Annotated in this window: 13 protein-coding genes and 1 pseudogene; 12 read left to right on the top strand and 2 right to left on the bottom strand. The window is 42.6% G+C overall.

Annotated features, from left to right (window positions below; translation table 11 throughout):
* Positions 1–903: 903 nt before the first annotated feature.
* The 12 genes and pseudogenes from G4Y78_RS16495 to mobA all read left to right on the top strand — a co-directional run bounded on the left by G4Y78_RS16495 (position 904) and on the right by mobA (position 16,654).
* Positions 904–2,979 (top strand): flagellin N-terminal helical domain-containing protein, encoded by a 2,076-nt coding sequence (locus tag G4Y78_RS16495; protein ID WP_163834066.1) that lies wholly within the window; start codon positions 904–906, stop codon positions 2,977–2,979.
* A gap of 281 nt (positions 2,980–3,260) precedes the next feature.
* Positions 3,261–3,677, top strand: a pseudogene (locus G4Y78_RS31730) (flagellin N-terminal helical domain-containing protein); the annotation flags it as partial.
* 72 nt (positions 3,678–3,749) lie between these two features.
* A complete protein-coding gene (locus G4Y78_RS31550; protein WP_408022099.1) occupies positions 3,750–5,309 on the top strand; it encodes a flagellin in 1,560 nt (519 codons plus the stop codon).
* A 317-nt stretch (positions 5,310–5,626) separates the two neighbouring features.
* A complete protein-coding gene (locus tag G4Y78_RS16485) occupies positions 5,627–7,681 on the top strand; it encodes a flagellin N-terminal helical domain-containing protein (RefSeq protein WP_163834064.1) in 2,055 nt (684 codons plus the stop codon).
* Between the two features lie 95 nt (positions 7,682–7,776).
* Positions 7,777–8,211, top strand: coding sequence for a flagellar protein FlaG (locus G4Y78_RS16480; protein WP_163834063.1), 435 nt, complete (start codon positions 7,777–7,779; stop codon positions 8,209–8,211).
* Positions 8,212–8,377: 166 nt separating this feature from the next.
* Positions 8,378–10,375, top strand: a complete 1,998-nt coding sequence (fliD, locus tag G4Y78_RS16475; RefSeq protein ID WP_163834062.1) for a flagellar filament capping protein FliD — start codon at positions 8,378–8,380, stop codon at positions 10,373–10,375.
* Between the two features lie 22 nt (positions 10,376–10,397).
* Positions 10,398–10,805, top strand: coding sequence for a flagellar export chaperone FliS (fliS, locus tag G4Y78_RS16470; RefSeq protein WP_163834061.1), 408 nt, complete (start codon positions 10,398–10,400; stop codon positions 10,803–10,805).
* Positions 10,806–10,916: 111 nt separating this feature from the next.
* Positions 10,917–11,228 carry a hypothetical protein gene (locus tag G4Y78_RS16465; protein ID WP_163834060.1) on the top strand — a complete coding sequence of 104 codons (312 nt, stop codon included), beginning with the start codon at positions 10,917–10,919 and terminating at the stop codon, positions 11,226–11,228.
* A gap of 325 nt (positions 11,229–11,553) precedes the next feature.
* Positions 11,554–13,023: a sigma-54 dependent transcriptional regulator gene (locus G4Y78_RS16460; protein WP_163834059.1), complete on the top strand. Its 1,470-nt coding sequence runs from the start codon at positions 11,554–11,556 to the stop codon at positions 13,021–13,023.
* A 124-nt stretch (positions 13,024–13,147) separates the two neighbouring features.
* A complete protein-coding gene (locus tag G4Y78_RS16455) occupies positions 13,148–14,467 on the top strand; it encodes a sensor histidine kinase (RefSeq protein ID WP_163834058.1) in 1,320 nt (439 codons plus the stop codon).
* A 41-nt stretch (positions 14,468–14,508) separates the two neighbouring features.
* Complete coding sequence (locus tag G4Y78_RS16450) at positions 14,509–15,936, top strand: sigma-54-dependent transcriptional regulator (protein WP_163834057.1); 1,428 nt, start codon at positions 14,509–14,511, stop codon at positions 15,934–15,936.
* Positions 15,937–16,006: 70 nt separating this feature from the next.
* Positions 16,007–16,654 carry a molybdenum cofactor guanylyltransferase gene (gene mobA, locus G4Y78_RS16445; protein ID WP_163834056.1) on the top strand — a complete coding sequence of 216 codons (648 nt, stop codon included), beginning with the start codon at positions 16,007–16,009 and terminating at the stop codon, positions 16,652–16,654.
* 70 nt (positions 16,655–16,724) lie between these two features.
* On the opposite strand, the gene G4Y78_RS16440 is transcribed toward mobA, so the two are convergent.
* Together G4Y78_RS16440 and G4Y78_RS16435 are read right to left on the bottom strand one after the other, a co-directional pair.
* On the bottom strand, positions 16,725–17,411 hold the full coding sequence (locus tag G4Y78_RS16440; RefSeq protein ID WP_163834055.1) for a PspA/IM30 family protein: 687 nt from the start codon (positions 17,409–17,411) through the stop codon (positions 16,725–16,727).
* Positions 17,412–17,444: 33 nt separating this feature from the next.
* Complete coding sequence (locus G4Y78_RS16435) at positions 17,445–17,717, bottom strand: YiaA/YiaB family inner membrane protein (RefSeq protein WP_163834054.1); 273 nt, start codon at positions 17,715–17,717, stop codon at positions 17,445–17,447.
* Between the last annotated feature and the right edge of the window lie 345 nt (positions 17,718–18,062).

The raw sequence follows: 18,062 nt of genomic DNA, 5'->3' as shown, positions 1-18,062 counted from the left end.
CGCTACCTGCTAAAAACCAACAGTTGGGGTATATCTTTCAACCTTAACGGACTGTTGCGTTAACCAGTGGAAGGGTTAACGAACAACTGTCTTTGGTTTAATCTCTGGTCGTCGTGGACAATAATTGACTCAATAATGGTTTAACAAGGACTATGCCAAAGGACTATTTAGTACACTTATTGGGCGGAATAAGTCTTATAAAACAAGGGTATAGTTTAATTCTAGACTGAAAAAAGTAGTTAATAAAATGCTATTTGGTGGCAGGAAATTGCCGCTAAAAAAAGTGTTTTTAATAGCGAAAAAATGTAAAAAAACATTAATTTTTCTAATCTCTAAGACGTTAAAAGGCTGTAAATAAACTGACTTTCAGGTGAAATAAGCAGAAAGAATAATAACGAGCTAATAATAAAAACTTAATATTAAAAAAGTGACTTAATCTGTCACGATTAAGTTACTGATTTATTGCGCTCCACTAACCTTAATAGTAAGGCTGGTGGCGCATTTGTTTGTTTACTCACTGTGAAAGCCTTCTAGGGGGTGTTGTCATCACGACTCTCCCCCAGTCACTTATTACAATAAGCTCCTGGGGCCTCGCCGTTTGACGGCCTACCCTAAAATTCTTTCACAATGAGTAAACATTATTAATAGGCGATATAGGTGTGCCACAAATTACCCAATAATATACTCACAGCGAAGGGCTCTATAGGCGAGGTCATCGAGTGATGAAGCCTCAGGAGCTTAGATAAACTAAGTGACTGGGGTGAAGGCAGTTAAATGCTCCTGCTTAAACTGCATTCCCACCGTCCATGGTGGTCAGCGAAGATAACAAAGCCTAAGAGCGATTCGCGAAGAGTATTGGGTAAAGCCTCTCGATCAGCAGGGCAGGATGATCAGGGGTGACTTATGGTGCAGGTTATAAACACCAATATTGCGTCGTTGATTGCACAGCGCAATTTGGATCGTGCTGACCGTTTACAAAGTACCGCTTTGGAACGGTTATCTTCCGGGTTACGGGTTAATGGTGCCAAGGATGATGCGGCGGGCTTTGCCATCGCCATTCGTTTTGATAGCAAAATTCGCAGTACATCCGTTGCAATTCAAAATGCCAACAATGGCATTTCCCTTTCTCAAACTGCCGAAGGTGCACTTGGCTCAATTACTGAAAACCTTCAACGCATTCGCGAGCTGGCATTACAGTCGGCAAACACGAGTAACACTGAATTGGATCGAGGTGCATTAAATGAAGAAGCTAAACAATTAATTGCTGAAATTCAGAGTGTTGCTGTTAATACTGATTTCAATGGTAAAAAATTATTGGATGGCTCATTTACCACCACGTTATTTCAAACAGGCCCGGATATTGGTGAAACCATACCGTTAAATATTGTAAAAACCACAACTGATAGCCTTGGCAGTGCGTTAACCGATGGCATTTCTTCTACGAGACCGGGTATAGTTTCCGCTTCTTTAGCCGGCGATTTATTGATTAATGGATTTTCAGTGGGGGCCTCTAGCGCCGTGGATGATAACCTGTCCAGTGTGTCTAAAGATGCCAGTGCAATTGCAAAAGCTGCTGCAATTAATAAAGTATCCAGCCAAACCAACGTCACTGCCACGGTCAATGCGAATACTGTCGGCTATACCGGTGGAGTCGCAACCAATGCCACAGTTAATGGTGCTATCAACATTAATGGCGTGTCCATTACAGTGTCTACCAATAATGCATTAACTGCTGATGTGAATCGTGCTGGTGTCGTCACTGCGATTAATAATGTTAGTGGTCAAACTGGAGTTACTGCTATTGATACTGGTAACACCACCACCGGTATAACTTTGAACGCCAGTGATGGCCGGAATATTGAGTATGATGATAATGGTTCAGGTTTATCGGCGGCAGTGGGGGTAGGGCAAGCAGGGGCGGCAACGACGTATGTCGGTACTTATAGTTTGATTTCAACTAATGGTACAGAATTCACCATTGATTTTGGCCGCTCAGAAATTGGCAATAATATTTTTGGCCTGAATGTAGGCACTTTTAGTGGTGGCAACAGTGGTGCAATCAGTCAACGTTTGGTAAATAGTACTTTAAATGTTGGGGATTTAGTGATTAATGGCATTGCTGTGGGGCAATCTTTAGCCAGTGCTGATACGGCATCCTCTAGTACCAATGCAGGGAGTGCTATTGCGAAAGCGGCAGCGATTAATACAGTAAGTAGTCAAACCGGCGTAACAGCCCAGGCACTTTCCACCATTGTATATGGTGGTGGGATTACCACGGGTAATACTCGAAACGAGTCCATTGAAATTAATGGGGTAACAATTAATATCTCGTTTAATGCCGGAGATAGTGCCAGCACTATTGTTAACAACGTTATTACGGCTGTTAATAATAATGAAGGTGCTACAGGGGTAAAGGCTGAAACCTTTGATACTTCGTTTCGACTTGTTGCAAAAGATGGTCGAAATATTATTTTGGAAAATGAATCTGCCAATATTGCTGAAGCAGGGTTTGGCGCAGCAACAGTATTTTTTAATAGTGCGCAAGCAGCTCCCATATTATTATTGTCAGCAGGAAAAATTGCGTTAACTACGAATACTGGCAATATTGGCAGCTCTGGTTTTAGAGTCGGTAACTTTGGCAATGTACTATCTGGGCAGTTAGTCAAAGATATTGATTTAACCACCAGTACAGGGGCTAACGATGCAATAACAGCAGTTGATAATGCCCTCGATCAAATTGCCCTCCAGCAATCCCGGTTAGGTGCCTTACAAAACCGATTTCAATCAGCCATAGATAATTTATCCATTTTTAATGAGACTCAAACAACCGCATTATCCAGAATTCGTGATGCAGATTTTGCCGCCGAAACGGCTAATTTATCCAAGGCACTGGTATTACAACAGGCGGGTATTTCAGTATTAGCACAGGCCAATGCCAGACCGCAGCAAGTATTAGAGTTATTGCAATCAGCAGAATAAATTAATCCATTCCCTCAGAGGCTACAGCAAAAAGGCTCCCCCCCTTTGATGGACTCTGATCGCTCATACGCAACACCTTCTACACTCAGTCATTAACTATATATGACGTTTTGTTATCAAAAAATATGAAGTAATTTTGTATTTTTTGTTAAAGAAATCACATTGATCGCCGTTAACCCAATCAGACAGGTGAGTCGCGATCCATTCAGCTAAGTCGCTGGGACGTCGCGCCGACCCTCTGACCATAACCAAGTGATTGGTGATGTAACGGGAGATCAAGCATGCCCCAGATAATTAATACCAATATTGCTTCGCTGAATGCGCAGCGGAACTTAGACTCTTCTCAAGCTGCAACTGACCGTGCCTTACAGCGGTTATCTTCAGGTTTGAGAATTAACAGTGCCAGGGATGATGCAGCCGGCTTAGCCATTTCAAGCCGTTTTGAATCACAAATTCGTGGTACGTCTGTCGCTATTCGAAATTCCAATGATGGTATTTCTTTAGCCCAAACTGCAGAAGGTGCCTTAGCCTCTATTACTTCCAACTTGCAGCGGATTCGTGAGCTGGCCTTACAATCAGCTAACGGCAGTAACACCGATATTGACCGTAATGCCCTCAATGAAGAAGTTCAGCAACTAATTACTGAAATCCAGAATGTGGCAGAAAAAACCAACTTTAATGGTAAAAAACTACTTGATGGCTCTTTTACTGATACTCGTTTTCAAACTGGTGCGAACCTTGGAGACACGATTGATGTAACTGTTTCAAAGGTGACTACAGAAAGTTTGGGGAGTGCACTAGAAGCAGGATTTTCTTCTAATCGCATTGCCGCCAATGCATTAGCGGCAGGTGACTTGGTGATTAATGGTATTGCAGTTGGAGCTTCTTCAGGGGTAGATGATAAGTTTTCAACGGTGGATCAGGAGCAAAGTGCTATTGCTAAGGCTGCAGCAGTAAATAAAGTATCTGATCAATCAGGAATTATTGCTACTGTTGACGGTACAACTGTGCTTGGCACAGCATTTACGTCAGCTGCTGGTGATAAAAATGGCAATGTGTTAATCAATGGTGTGACGATCGAAGTTGCTGTGGATCAAAACCTAACTGAACAGGCTAATTTGCAAAGTGTGGTGAACTCTATTAACGAAAAGTCTGGTCAAACAGGGGTTGTTGCATCTTTTGATGGTAACGCAACTACTGGAATAACTCTGGATGCCGAAGATGGCCGAAACATAGTATTAGTTGATGGCTCTGTTACAACTAACGCGGTTGGGTTAGCTACAGGAGGAGCTGCTCCAGGCACTACGTATATTGGAACTTATTCTCTCATCTCCCGCGATGGCTCCGATTTTACCTTGGATACAACGACTGGCAATATTGATAATGCGGGTTTTGAGGTTGGTACTTTTAGTGGTGTTAATGGTGGCGCGGTAGGCGATGTGGTTGATGCAAATGCCTTCGTGACAGGTGATCTAGTGATCAACGGAATTGCAGTTGGTCCTACTCAGGCGTCATTTGATACAGCATCCAGTGTTCAAAATAATGCTAGTGCGATTGCCAAGGCTGCGGCTATCAACTTAGTCAGTGATCAAACTGGGGTAACTGCAACAGCTAATGCAACATTTGTAGTGAGTGCAGCCATTACAGCTGGTACTGCTGAGAGTGGTGCGGCGACAATCAATGGTACGAGCATTAGTATCTCCTACTCAGACACTGACTCTATAAGTGATATTCAAAATATCATTGTCACAGCGGTTAATAATGCCTCTGGACAAACTGGCGTAAGGGCAGAAGCCTTTGGAGCAACTCAGTTTAGGCTAATTGCTGATGATGGCCGTAACATTGATGTAACTTCATTGACAGGGATTACGGCAGGTAACTCTGGCTTTGCAGTTGCAACCACTCAAAGTTCAATTTCGCTAATCTCAGCAGGTAAATTTGAGCTTTCGACGAATACAGGTAACATTGTTAGTGCTGGCTTACAGATCGGTACCTTTGGTGGAGGAGAAGATGGCCAATTGGTCAAGGATATAGATGTGTCAACTGTCGTAGGAGCCAATGAAGCCATAATCTCTGTGGAAAATGCTCTAGCTCAAATTTCGGCCCAGCAAGCAGAACTCGGTGCGGTACAAAACCGGTTCTTATCTACCATCAATAACTTATCGATCAGTAGTGAGAACCTATCAGCAGCTAACTCACGGATTAGAGATGCGGACTTCGCAGCTGAAACGGCTGAACTATCAAGGGCACAGGTACTACAACAAGCTGGTATCTCAGTATTGGCACAAGCCAATGCGAGACCTCAGCAGGTGTTGTCACTCCTTCAGTAATAATAAATACGGTAATAAAAACACCGGGCTTGTTAACCAAGCCCGGTTTTAGCCATAAAGAAAAGGGCGTTTAATTTAAAGAGAGGAGGCAAGTTAGAGCGAGAGCGCTGTAAGTCATTGAGAAGCAAATATAAATTTTAGTGATTTAAGGTAATTAATATTAATGATGTTTTTGATCACGAAAACATCTAAAACTTTTTCTCTTTATTGCCGCTAACCAAAACAGGAAGGTTAGCCGCGACACTTCAGTTTCAAGCTGAGACATCGCGTAGGCCCTCTGACCTGGATTTGTTAGAGGTTAATAAGGAGAACACAGCATGCCTCAGATCATCAACACCAATATTGCTTCCCTCATTGCTCAGCGAAATTTAAATAACTCTCAAGCGGCTCAAGGTCAGGCGTTACAGCGGCTGTCATCTGGTTTGAGAATTAACGGAGCAGCTGATGATGCTGCCGGTTTAGCCATATCGACTCGATTTGATACACAAATTAGAGGTACATCAGTGGCAATACGTAACGCAAATGATGCCATTTCACTAGCTCAGACCGCCGAGGGAGCCTTAGCATCGATAAGTTCGAATTTACAGCGGATTCGTGAGTTGGCAGTCCAGTCAGCTAATGCCACTAATACTGATATTGATAGAGAGGCATTAAACGATGAGGTTAATCAGTTAGTTGCTGAAATACAGTCTGTAGCAGAAAAAACGGCTTTTAATGGCCAGAAATTAATTGATGGCTCTTTTACTGCTGCGAGATTTCAAACTGGGGCAAATGTAGGGGAAGCAATTAGCGTCAATATTAATGGGGCAACTACCGATAAAATGGGAAGTGCTGCAACAGATGGGGTTTCCTCCCAACGTACCGCTACAAGCTCTGCTTTAAATGGTGGGGACTTGATAATTAATGGTATTGCTGTTGGCTCAAGCCTGGGAAGTGATGATGCCCTATCTACTGCAAGTAAGGAAATGAGTGCCATTGCTAAAGCAGCAGCTATAAATAAAGTTGCTGATCAAACAGGTGTTACGGCGACAGTAAATGCTAATGAAGTCGGTTACACCGGTGTTGCAGCAACGAATGGAACAGTAGCAGCAGGTGATCAACTGACTATCAATGGTGTTAGCATTTCAGTTTCTTCTGACACTAACCTTGATGCCGATACTAACCGTGAAGCAGTGGTAAATGCCATTAACCAAAAGTCAGCACAAACCGGTGTAAGAGCTGTAAATACAGGTAGTGTGGATACAGGTATAACTTTAGTCGCAGATGATGGCCGAAATATTGTTTTTGCTGATAGTGCTAATGGTATTGCTGCCGCTGTAGGTATAAGTGCTGCAGGTACTTATACAGGAACCTTTAATTTAATTTCTGATGATGGCAGTGATATTACTCTCAGTACAACGAATAGTGATGGATTAGTGAATGCTGGACTACAAGCAGGCACATTCAGCGGTGGCAACAGTGTCATCGTCAGTCGTGATAATACGACAGCAGCCCTTACTACAGGTGATCTAGTTATAAATGGTATAGCAGTAGGCCCATCATTATCGACAGATGATACGGCATCAACAGCCAGTGCCAGTGGTAGTGCTATTGCCAAAGTTGCTGCCATTAACCGGTTATCTGATGAAACTGGGGTTACTGCTAAAGTGCTCGAAAATTCGGTATTTGGTGGGACAATAACAGGTGATGCAGCACAAACTGGTAGTATTGTGGTTAATGGTAGTACCATTGATTTGAGTAAATCAGCGGCTGATAGTGTATCTGAAGTGCAACAATTGGTAGTAGATGCGATTAATTTAAGGTCAGGTGAAACTGGCGTAAGTGCTGAGGTTTTTGAGGATTCCTTTAAACTTGTTGCAGCAGATGGCAGAAACATCGTGCTGGCTGCAGGTGCTAACCAAGCTGATTTTGGTTTTGCTGCTGGTATTGTTACTACTAACGTTGGTGGTTTTGAATTATCTTCAGCAGGAAAAATTACTCTAACTACCAACAATGCATCTAACGGCATTAATAAAGCAGGGTTGTCGACTGGTATTTATGCTAGTTCAGAGGATGGGCAGTTAATAAAAAATGTGGATATTTCAACAGTCGCTGGTGCAAATAAGGCTATCACTGCTGTTGATAATGCGTTGCAGCAGGTAGCAAAGCAGCAAGGTACACTTGGGGCTATTCAAAACAGATTCCAGTCAGCAATTAGCAATTTAACCATTAACAGTGAAAATTTATCTGTGGCAAATTCTCGGGTTAAGGATGCGGATTTTGCAGCAGAAACAGCTGAGCTTTCACGGGCTCAGGTATTACAACAAGCTGGTATTTCAATACTGGCTCAGGCTAATGCCAGGCCGCAGCAAGTTTTATCTCTGTTACAGTAGTGACATATCACTAAAGTAATAGATTTAACTTAGGTGCGGGCCGACACTGGTTATCCAGTGTCGGTATTGGTGTTTGTGAGGTGATGAGGTGAGATATGAAAGAGGTTGATCTGACATCGCCTACCTTGAAAATGGAGGCAGTATCAACAAAGCCACATTCACTGCCCCCCGAAGTAGTTGCTGGTACAAAGGAAGTGAGCAAAATACCGGAAGTTACCAATGTGCAGGGAGCTGACTCCAAGCAGGAACTATCTACCAATACCAAGGTGGGTGAGGCAAAGGAGCTCCGCACACAGCAACAACAACGGCTGCAAGTTGAGCAGGCTGTTACCAAACTGAATGAATTTGTTCAGGCGCAACAGCGGGATCTTCGCTTTGATATGGATGATACTTCAGGCCAAACAGTAATCACGGTAGTCGATAGGCATTCAGAAGAGGTCGTCAGACAGATACCTGATGAATTAGCATTAAAGTTGGCGCAAAGCTTGAATGCTGAAGATGATATTCACTTGCTAAATATACAGGCTTAAAGCATTCGTTGCTGATTAAGGCAAATAGCAAGGTGTTAGCAGCATGCTTATAGGCTTATTACAAATAGCTTGATAAGAGCGGTAAAGTTTTGCCGCTGATTGCCGCTTAAATAACTATGCTGAATAAGTTTGTACTTAAACAATTTGTGCTTAACAGGTAGCAGCCATGGCAGGTATTTCTTCTATTGGTATTGGGTCGGGTGTTTTAACCAGTGACTTGATTGATAAACTGGTGGCAGTTGAAAAAGAGCCTGCCGATAAGCGTTTAACCAGCCGGGAAAGCACGCTTAATACCCAACTATCAGAAATTGGGCGAGTTCAAAGTGCTTTGGTCGATTTACGGCTAGCTTCCCGCTCATTAGATTCCATGGCTGATGTGTTAGCGGTTAAAGCCTCAACCTCCGCTTCGGCATTTTCAGCGACAGCCTCTGCTGATGCGCCACTTGGTCAATTTTCCATTGAAGTTACCCAGTTAGCTCAAGCTCATTCCCTGGCTTCCAGTGTATTTACTAATAAAACTGATACTATTGGTACCGGCACACTCAGTATTACAGTAGGTAGTACTACCAAAAACATCACTATCGATAATACAAATAATACCTTGGAAGGCATTCGTGATGCAGTGAATGCAGAAACGGGGCTCGATGTGTCGGCCAGTGTACTGGATACTGGCTCGGGTTTTCAGTTGGTATTTAATGCCACTAAAAGTGGAACTGAGAATGCGATTACCATTAATGTAACTGACGATGATGCGAATAACACTGATACCAATGGTTTATCTCAATTGGTGTTTAATGGTACTACCAATAATTTAACTGAAACAGTCCAAGCAAAAGATGCCAATTTAAAAATTAATGGCATCAGTATTACCCGTTCTTCCAATACCGTTTCTGATGCTATTGAAGGGGTTACATTAAATTTAACTGGTACCAATGCTGGGGCTGCCGCTAATTTATCAGTGGCACGAGATGACGATACTATCGCTGACCGAGTTCAGGAGTTTGTCGATAAATTCAACGCTTACCAAACCCTGGTCAATGAATTGACAGCCTTTAACCCAGATACCTTGGAAGCTGGGGTGCTGATTGGTGATTCCACCTTGCGCAGCATTACAGCTCAGGCCCGTGAAATTCTTAGCGGGGTGGTGGAGGGGTTGGAAAGTGCCAATGTAAGAAGCCTGGCAGATATTGGCATTAGTACCCAGGTGTCTGCCTCTGCGGGTTCCAATGATGGTGGGACGTTAATTTTTAATAGCACAACTTTTAAAGCGAAGTTGGCAGAGTCTCCCAATGATTTGGTAGGTTTATTTGCTAGTCAGGGACGTACCACCGATAACCAGGTGAAATTTTTATCCAATACCAACGCTACTCAAAAAGGGACTTATGCTATTAATATTACTACTGCTGCCACCCAGGGAAATTTGAATGGTACGGTGGCCTTGGGCGGTTCTACCACTATTGATGGCAATAACGATACTCTTAAAATTAAAATTGATGGTACTGAAACCGCAGAATTAACCTTAGCAGCAGGTAGTTATACACCTGCTGAATTAGCAGCGGAAATACAAAGTAAAATTAATGCTGATAATAATTTAATTAATGCGGGTAAGTCGGTTTCAGTTTCTGTCGATGGCTCTAATCAACTAGTTATTACTTCCGATGCCTTTGGCACCTCTTCTACTGTCGAAATTACACAAGTTGATACCAACACTGCTGCTCAGTTGGGATTGGTGGTCGGAACCGGTACAGCGGGCGTTAACGTGGAAGGCACTATTAATGGTAAAGCCGCTACCGGTTCTGGCAAAGTGTTAACGGCGGCAGTAGGGGATGATTCTGAAGGTATTCGCCTCGAGGTCAGTGGTACCACCACTGGAGATAGGGGCACTATTACCTTTATATCCGGTGTGGCTGATCAGTTAATTGATAAAGTCACGAGCTTTTTAGCTTCAGATGGGGCCATTACCACTAAAACGAATTCGTTGACTGAAAGTTTGGATGATATTGCCGAAGAAAGAGTCAAATTAGATGAGCGGGTTGATGCGTTCAGAAAACAGCTGGAAACGCAATTTACGGCTGCTGATATTCAAATTGCTAAGCTAAAAAATACCCAGGACTTTATTAAATCCCAATTGGATGCATTAGTAGCAGGTAGTAAGAGTGACTAATAACCAAATAACGAGGTGATCGATGAATGCATATAATCAACTGAAGCAATATCAGGCAGTGAATCGGGAGACCGGTATTGTCGATGCTGACCCACATAAATTAATTCAATTATTAATTGATGGGGCATTAGAACGTTTGCTCATTGCTAAAGGGCATATTGAGCGTAAAGAAATTGAAGAAAAAAATCGTTTTTTAAATAAAGCAGTTGAAATTATTGGTGGGTTGAGAAGCTTCATCAATAAAGAGCAGGGCGGTGAAGTGGCTGAAAACCTATTTAATCTTTATGAGTATATGGAGTTTCGTTTATTTGAAGCCAATGCGACGAATAGCCCGGAAGTTGTGGAGGAAGTGATTGGTTTATTGCGTGAAGTAAAAACTGGTTGGGATGGTATTCGTGAGCAAGTGGTGCAACCAACACCAGTAGAGTAACTGCTCAATATTACTATTTTGTAATAGAGGATATTGCCAGTGCAGCATATTTAATGTTTTTTTTATTGAGGTTAACTTTCAATCAATAACCCAGATAGCTTTTATTTTACGATGAAAAAAAATAACCCATTACCTTCTGTATCACAGTTGACCCAACTGAGTGAACAGTTGCATACAATTGTTAATGAACAAGACTGGGAACAGTTCATCGCTTTTGATCAGCAATGTCGTGAGGCTTTGTCTCAGCTGTCAATTCAGGTGCCCCAGCCAGCAGAAGTGATCACTGCTCTTAACCAATTGCATAATGGCTATCAATTAGCAATTGACCAGTACGAGCAACACAGACAGCAACTAGCTAATCAGTTGCGGCAATGTCAAAAAGGTATTGCAGGAGTAACAACTTACCAAAAAATACAAAATTAACAGCTACTTTAGTCTTTCTCCTCCTTGTTTTTCTCTATCAAATAACTAATTGCTTTCCATCATCGTCCTCACTGTGCAGCCGTCAAGAAATGATCTTCGTTATGTGTCAATTAGATGAAGGTTGCTAGCACAAACCCATTAAATCGATTATAAATGTGAATCATGTCACTCTAGCGGGAATGCCTGTCATAAATTTGACCAATCTCACATTACTGACTTTACTGAGGTAAACATTGCTTGGTCATCTGGCAGTGAGCTGATCAAGGGGTGTGGCAAGCAAGTTTGATGTTTTCTGCAATAAAATTAAAGTCGAGCGGAAGTGGGTATGTGGCGAGAAATTAAAGTCTTGCTAATAGATGATAATGCTAATCGTCGGCACGATATGGAAGTCATCCTGGATTTTCTAGGAGAGGACTTTATTGCGCTGGATTCCAATCAGTGGCTTCAGGTGTTAAAAGAACAGGAGGTCAACCCGGAAGGTATCACGGGGGTTTTACTGGGTGATTGCTGCAGCCCCCTGGAGTCGATGATTGCTGAGGTGCAGAAATGGTACGGTGGAATAGCGGTATTACTGATCGGCGACCAACAGCTCTCTGAAGCCTGTGATCCTGACTTGAAACGACAAGTCATTGCAGCTATTGACTTTCCTCCTAGCTACAACAAATTATTGGATAGCCTCCATCGCTCTCAAGTGTTTCATGAACAGTATCAGCTTAGCCGTCATCATGGCCGTAATCAGCAACGGGAAATACAGCTGTTTCGTAGCCTGGTGGGCACCAGTCGAACAGTAAAGCAGGTGCGGGAAATGATGGCACAAGTGGCTGATAAAGATGTCAGTGTACTGATAACGGGTGAATCGGGTACTGGCAAAGAAGTAGTTGCACGCAACCTGCATTATAACTCCCACCGCCGTAATGGACCATTTGTGCCAGTGAATTGTGGGGCTATTCCTGGTGAGTTACTGGAAAGTGAATTATTTGGTCATGAAAAAGGCGCATTTACTGGCGCCATTTCTACCCGTATCGGCCGGTTTGAACTAGCGCAGGGGGGGACGCTATTTCTGGATGAAATTGGTGATATGCCGTTGCATATGCAAGTGAAAATTCTGCGGGTGTTACAAGAGAGGTATTTTGAGCGGGTAGGCGGTAATAAAACCATTACCACCGATGTACGCATTATTGCGGCTACCCATAAAAACCTTGAAGAGATGATTCATGACGGTGGTTTTCGTGAAGACTTATATTATCGGTTAAATGTGTTTCCCATCGATATGCCGCCCCTGCGTGAGCGAGTGGAAGATATACCACTGTTGTTGAATGAGTTAATTGCCCGGATGGAAAATGAAAAGCGGGGCTCAATCCGGTTTAACTCAGCAGCCATAATGTCGTTGTGCCGTCATGAGTGGCATGGCAATGTCCGCGAGCTGGCCAATTTAGTTGAGCGACTAGCGATCATGCATCCTTATGGGGTAATTGGAGTGCAGGAGTTACCCAAGAAATATCGGCATATTGATGAGCATGACGAAAATAATAAAGATGTGGTAGATATGTTTCCGCCGCAAATGGAAAAAGTCGGGTTAGTGGGGTTGGATACGCCTGCTTTACTTCCCGTCAATGGTTTGGATTTAAAAGACTACCTCACCAACCTGGAAAAAAACTTAATTAAGCAAGCGCTGGATGATAGCAATGGAGTAGTGGCACGTGCTGCAGAGCGGTTGCATATTCGTCGTACTACCCTGGTAGAAAAGATGCGCAAATACGGCTTACAGCGCCGTGAGTCCATGTCAGGGAATTGACTCCAGTTCACATTAATTACCTAACTTACTGATCTCATTGATAAAAATAATTGGGCATTGATATTGCTAAGACAGGGTAAGTCCAATGAATTGGCACCACAGAGTGTCTTCAGGGAGCTTACCGATGTCGAATTATATAAAAACGCTCACGGCTGAGCCGCAGCCTAATACTAGCCAAGCCCTGTTGCCAGATGAGTTAACCACAGATGAGTTGACGCAACTGATAGCTAATGAAGAGGTAACCGATGGCTATTTAGCCTCGGACTGTTCAACATTTACCTTGGATAACCAAATCCTTGCCAATAAAGTGGCTTGTTTGGCCCATCAATTATCAGCCACTAAAATTCAGTATCAACAGGAAATCACTGAAAAAGCGCGTTTATCTCAGCGATTGAAAAGCTTGTTACATATTTTACCGGCAGGAGTCGTTGTGATTGATGCCCAAGGGATTGTGGTGGAATGTAATCAGGCGGCAGTTGATTTATTAGGTGAACCATTACTGGGAGAAGTGTGGCGTAATTTGATCATTCGATGTTTTGCTCCTCGTGATGATGATGGCCATGAAATTTCATTAAAAGACGGGCGTCGAGTAAGTATTGCGACCCGCTCCTTAGCGTCAGAGCCAGGACAGATTATTTTGCTCAATGATTTGACTGAAACACGACGCTTGCAGCAAGCCTTAAGCCATCATCAACGTTTATCGGCACTAGGTAAAATGGTGGCATCGTTAGCCCACCAAATTCGCACCCCATTATCCGCTGCTATGCTCTATGCGGGGCATTTAATGAAAGGTTCATTACCTGTGGCTCAACAAACCAAGTTTGCTGAAAAATTAATGGCCAGACTCAGTCATTTGGATCGGCAAGTGAGAGATATGTTGGTATTTGCCCGAGGTGAACTGCCCATGACGAATCAGCTGTCGGTGGCTGAATTGTTTCAAAACTTGCAACATGCGGTGGATGGTGTCGCTGTTTTTCAACGAGCAACTATTGAATGGCATTGTTTAACTAATAAAAAGCCGCTTAAAAAAATAGCCAGGCAAACACAAGATTATCATCAGGCGATTTTGCAATGTAATCAAGATGCTCTGGTGGGTGCTTGCCTGAATTTAATGACTAATGCAGTGGAAGCAGCAACCCAGCAGCCAATTTATTTGTGGGTTACAGCCAGAGTTGCTGGCAGTTATTTAATTATTGCCATTAAAGATAATGGGCCAGGTATGACGCCAGCACAAATAAAGCAGGCAAAAGAGCCTTTTTTTACCAATAAATCGCAGGGGACTGGATTAGGCTTAGCCGTTGTACAAGCAGTAGTAAGAGCCCATCAAGGCGACTTTCAGCTGCACTCAATTCCAGGGCAAGGCACTTGTGCACAAATCAGTATTCCGTTGACTAACCCATCACTCGTAACACCCGATTTGCCGGAAAAAATAGTCAATGTATAAGAAGAATATTGGCAAAGGTGATAATGGAGGTAGTAAATAGCATGAGTCAATACACGGTATTAGTTGTAGAAGATGATTTAGCCTTACAAGAAGCCATTTGCGATACCTTGACTTTGGCGGGCTACCAGTGCCGTGCAGCAGCCCATGGCAAAGAAGCTATTCAGCAACTGGGTCAGCAACTGGTGGATATGGTGGTGACCGATGTTAATATGCCTGAAATGAACGGGCATGATCTACTGTTGTATATTAAGCAGAATTACCCGCAAATTCCGGTGTTGTTGGCAACTGCTTATGGCAGCATCAATCAAGCGGTGCAGGCAATGAAAATGGGAGCGATTGATTACTTGGTTAAACCCTTTGCACCTGAAGCATTATTGGATATTGTGGCAAGGGTGATCACGGGTTGTTTTAATGTTAAAGAAGCGGATAGCCCAATAGCTGAAGCAGAAACTAGCCGGCAACTGTTGGCTTTAGCAAAACGGGTGGCGGCATCAGAGTCAACGGTGTTGATTTCAGGTGAAAGTGGCTCAGGTAAAGAAGTATTAGCTCGTTATATTCATCAACAGTCGGCTAGGGCTAATAAGCCGTTTATTGCCATTAACTGTGCTGCTATTCCAGAAAATATGTTGGAAGCCACTTTATTTGGTCATGAAAAAGGGGCTTTTACCGGTGCTTATCAAAGTATGCCAGGTAAGTTTGAGCAGGCAAATGACGGAACCTTATTATTAGATGAAATTTCAGAAATGGCTTTAGGGCTACAAGCCAAATTATTACGGGTATTACAAGAAAGAGAAGTTGAGCGGGTAGGGGGGCGAAAAACAATTCCGTTGGATGTGAGAGTATTGGCTACCACTAACCGGGATATGCTTGAACAGGTAAAAGCAGGCAAGTTTCGTGAAGATTTATACTACCGGCTTTGTGTATTTCCACTGCAGTTGTTGCCTCTGCGAGAGCGACCTTTAGATATTGTACCTATTGCAGAACGACTATTCAGCCAGCATTGCCAAAAAATGCGGCGGGTGCCAGTACGCTTGGATGAATCAGCTAAACAGCAATTGCTCCGTTATCAGTGGCCAGGCAATGTGAGAGAACTGGATAATGCTGTGCAACGGGCATTAATTTTACAACCAGGCGAAGTGATTTATGCCAGTGATTTATGTGTTGATCTGTCGCCAGAACAATTATTGAATGACATTCAAATCAGTCATCCTGCAGAAAAATATATATCGTCAACTGAATTCACTGTACCAAAGGCATCATCTTTAGCATCACAGGATAACCAGAACGCGCAGCTGTGTGATGGAGTGCGACAGCGAGAGTTTCAACTGATTATTGACGCTTTACGGCAAGAGCGAGGTAAGCGTAAGGAAGCAGCGGTAAAACTTGGAATTAGCCCACGTACCTTGCGCTATAAACTGGCCAAAATGCGTGAAGCAGGAATCAATGTAGAAGCGGCGATAGGAGTTTAATAAAGACGCCCTACATCATTTCGTTAAATCTTGGTAAGCTTAGGTGGTTTTTTTATTTGTTTAGAACCTCATGAGCCACTCAATCAATTTGTCATCTTCAATTAAAGAACCACTAATAACCGGTGTTATTTTAGCAGGTGGTCAGGCGAGCCGGATGAACTATCAGGATAAAGGCTTAATTGAGTTGGCTGGCAAACCGATGGTGAGTTGGGTGAAGCAAGCCATGGAGGGGGTGGTCACTGAAATAGTTGTTAGTTGTAACCGCCACATTGATCAATACCAGAAAATTGCCAGGCAATTGGTAACCGATGCGGAACCAGCACAGTATGATGGTCCTTTAGCGGGTATTTTAGCAGCGGCAAAACAAATCAGCTCACCCTGGTTATTGTGTATACCGACAGATACGCCTTTAATTACCCAAGAATTATTGGCAACCTGGTTAAATGAAGTGAATTTAACGGCTAATCCGACCAGTTATTTGCAAACAGATAAGCAAGGACATTTTCTCCATTGCTTGGTTAAAACCGCAGATGCACTACTGATTGAACAGCAGTTACAACAAGGGCGCCGAAAAGTGTTAAATTGGTTAACTTGTATTGGTGCCAAGGCTTGGCAAGTTCCCACTCTCTATCAGCAGCAGCTGGCAAATATCAATAACCCAAATGATTTTTCATTGGCTGTTAAGTTGTTAGAAAAGCTACTTTACCCAGGCTATTGAAGCTTTAATAAATAACCTGGGGTTAATTATGGTTTATCAAAAATTGATGTGTTGTGATGAAATATTTGAGCTAGTACTTTTCAGCTAGTCTGTTCAACACTCGGTCAATTTTGGTTTGTTCGGTGGTAATGCCCGCTTTTTCTAGCTTTTCCTCTAAGCTGGCATCACTTAAACTATTTTCAAGGTTAACCTTCGCTTCGCAAACTGCTTCAAAGTGTTGCTGCTGTTGTCGTATTCTGGATAATGATTCCTGTAAGTTACTGATGTTGGTTGAAACGCACCCAGCCTGATTGGCAACCAAGCAGGTAGCCTTATGGGAATTTTCCGTTGCTTTGATCAACTGCAGTTGATGACTAAAGCCTCGGATTTGCTGAACCGCTGACTGAATTTGTTGGGTAAGTTTGGCTTCTCTTACTGTTAGCTGGGATATACTATTTTTTTGATTAGTCAGGTTAGCTTCTATTTCAACAATGGCGGCTGCGAGTTCGTTAGCCAGTAATTTTTCGTCTTTATTAAGTGCATCACGGGCTTGTTGTTCTCTTTTAGCGAGTTGCTGTTCCAGTGCTTGACAGCTTCGTTCCAGCTGAATCCGCTCAGCCATGACTAAACTTAAATAATGCTTTGCTTTAGCCAAGCCAGACTCCGCGTCAATCAATTCCTGTTGATAAATACGAATAGCATTAGCATCAATAAATTGCTCAGCATTTTCTCGTATTTTTCCACGCATAGCCGTTTTTATTTTTTGTAGAATATTCATATAAACACCCAATACTGTTAATAAAAAGTTAATCTACTCAGCAAATTCATTAATGATCTTCTGGGTTTTTGCTGTCGAAATTTTATTAACCAAACGGTCTTTTTCGTGTTCGTCCCGTAAGGTTTTTGAAAGGGTGATAGTAGAATTGATAATAAAAAGAGCACTAATCACTAAATAGCCTTTTATTTCTAGAGACGCAGGGATAATAAAAATCCCCACTACCATCGCTGCAATTGATAGCACAAAAGAAATTTTGACAAATCCAATCCAACCTTTGCTTGAGCTTTGTAAATCAGAATAATCCATAAATCACCTCTTAAAACAATGTGTATCGCTGTTGGTTAAAAAGTAACTAGGAATGACGGTTAACTCAATCAGGAAAACAGAAGTAGCAGATAATGAGTAGGGAGGTATTGTTTTTTAGTACGAGCCTGAACAATTTATCAGTATCATGAGGCTATTTTTACAGTTGCTTTACTTCGAATTCACTTGCCATTTGAGGGGGCGTAAAAGGTTATGAGCAAAGCAAAGACAAGGCAAAAATCGGCGAAAGAGTGGAGTTTATACTTAATAAATTAGCACTTTGAGTCGATTTTTAACGCAGCATTTGCATTTTGCGACAGCCTCATTTAAAGAGTAAAAGGGGGTAAT

Origin of the sequence: Spartinivicinus ruber, from assembly GCF_011009015.1 — a bacterium.
GTDB classification, from domain to species: Bacteria; Pseudomonadota; Gammaproteobacteria; order Pseudomonadales; family Zooshikellaceae; genus Spartinivicinus; species Spartinivicinus ruber.
Note: the sequence above shows the minus strand (reverse complement) of the source record. Positions and strands in the feature narration are given on the sequence as shown.

What these genes read in the sequence shown, in the direction of transcription:
- G4Y78_RS16495 (WP_163834066.1), top strand. Translation starts at nt 904, where the DNA reads ATGGTGCAGGTTATAAACACCAATATTGCGTCGTTGATTGCACAGCGC.
- fliS (WP_163834061.1), top strand. Translation starts at nt 10,398, where the DNA reads ATGAATGCATATAATCAACTGAAGCAATATCAGGCAGTGAATCGGGAG.
- G4Y78_RS16465 (WP_163834060.1), top strand. Translation starts at nt 10,917, where the DNA reads ATGAAAAAAAATAACCCATTACCTTCTGTATCACAGTTGACCCAACTG.
- G4Y78_RS16460 (WP_163834059.1), top strand. Translation starts at nt 11,554, where the DNA reads ATGTGGCGAGAAATTAAAGTCTTGCTAATAGATGATAATGCTAATCGT.
- G4Y78_RS16485 (WP_163834064.1), top strand. Translation starts at nt 5,627, where the DNA reads ATGCCTCAGATCATCAACACCAATATTGCTTCCCTCATTGCTCAGCGA.
- fliD (WP_163834062.1), top strand. Translation starts at nt 8,378, where the DNA reads ATGGCAGGTATTTCTTCTATTGGTATTGGGTCGGGTGTTTTAACCAGT.
- G4Y78_RS16455 (WP_163834058.1), top strand. Translation starts at nt 13,148, where the DNA reads ATGTCGAATTATATAAAAACGCTCACGGCTGAGCCGCAGCCTAATACT.
- mobA (WP_163834056.1), top strand. Translation starts at nt 16,007, where the DNA reads ATGAGCCACTCAATCAATTTGTCATCTTCAATTAAAGAACCACTAATA.
- G4Y78_RS16480 (WP_163834063.1), top strand. Translation starts at nt 7,777, where the DNA reads ATGAAAGAGGTTGATCTGACATCGCCTACCTTGAAAATGGAGGCAGTA.
- G4Y78_RS16450 (WP_163834057.1), top strand. Translation starts at nt 14,509, where the DNA reads ATGAGTCAATACACGGTATTAGTTGTAGAAGATGATTTAGCCTTACAA.
- G4Y78_RS16435 (WP_163834054.1), bottom strand. Translation starts at nt 17,717, where the DNA reads ATGGATTATTCTGATTTACAAAGCTCAAGCAAAGGTTGGATTGGATTT.
- G4Y78_RS16440 (WP_163834055.1), bottom strand. Translation starts at nt 17,411, where the DNA reads ATGAATATTCTACAAAAAATAAAAACGGCTATGCGTGGAAAAATACGA.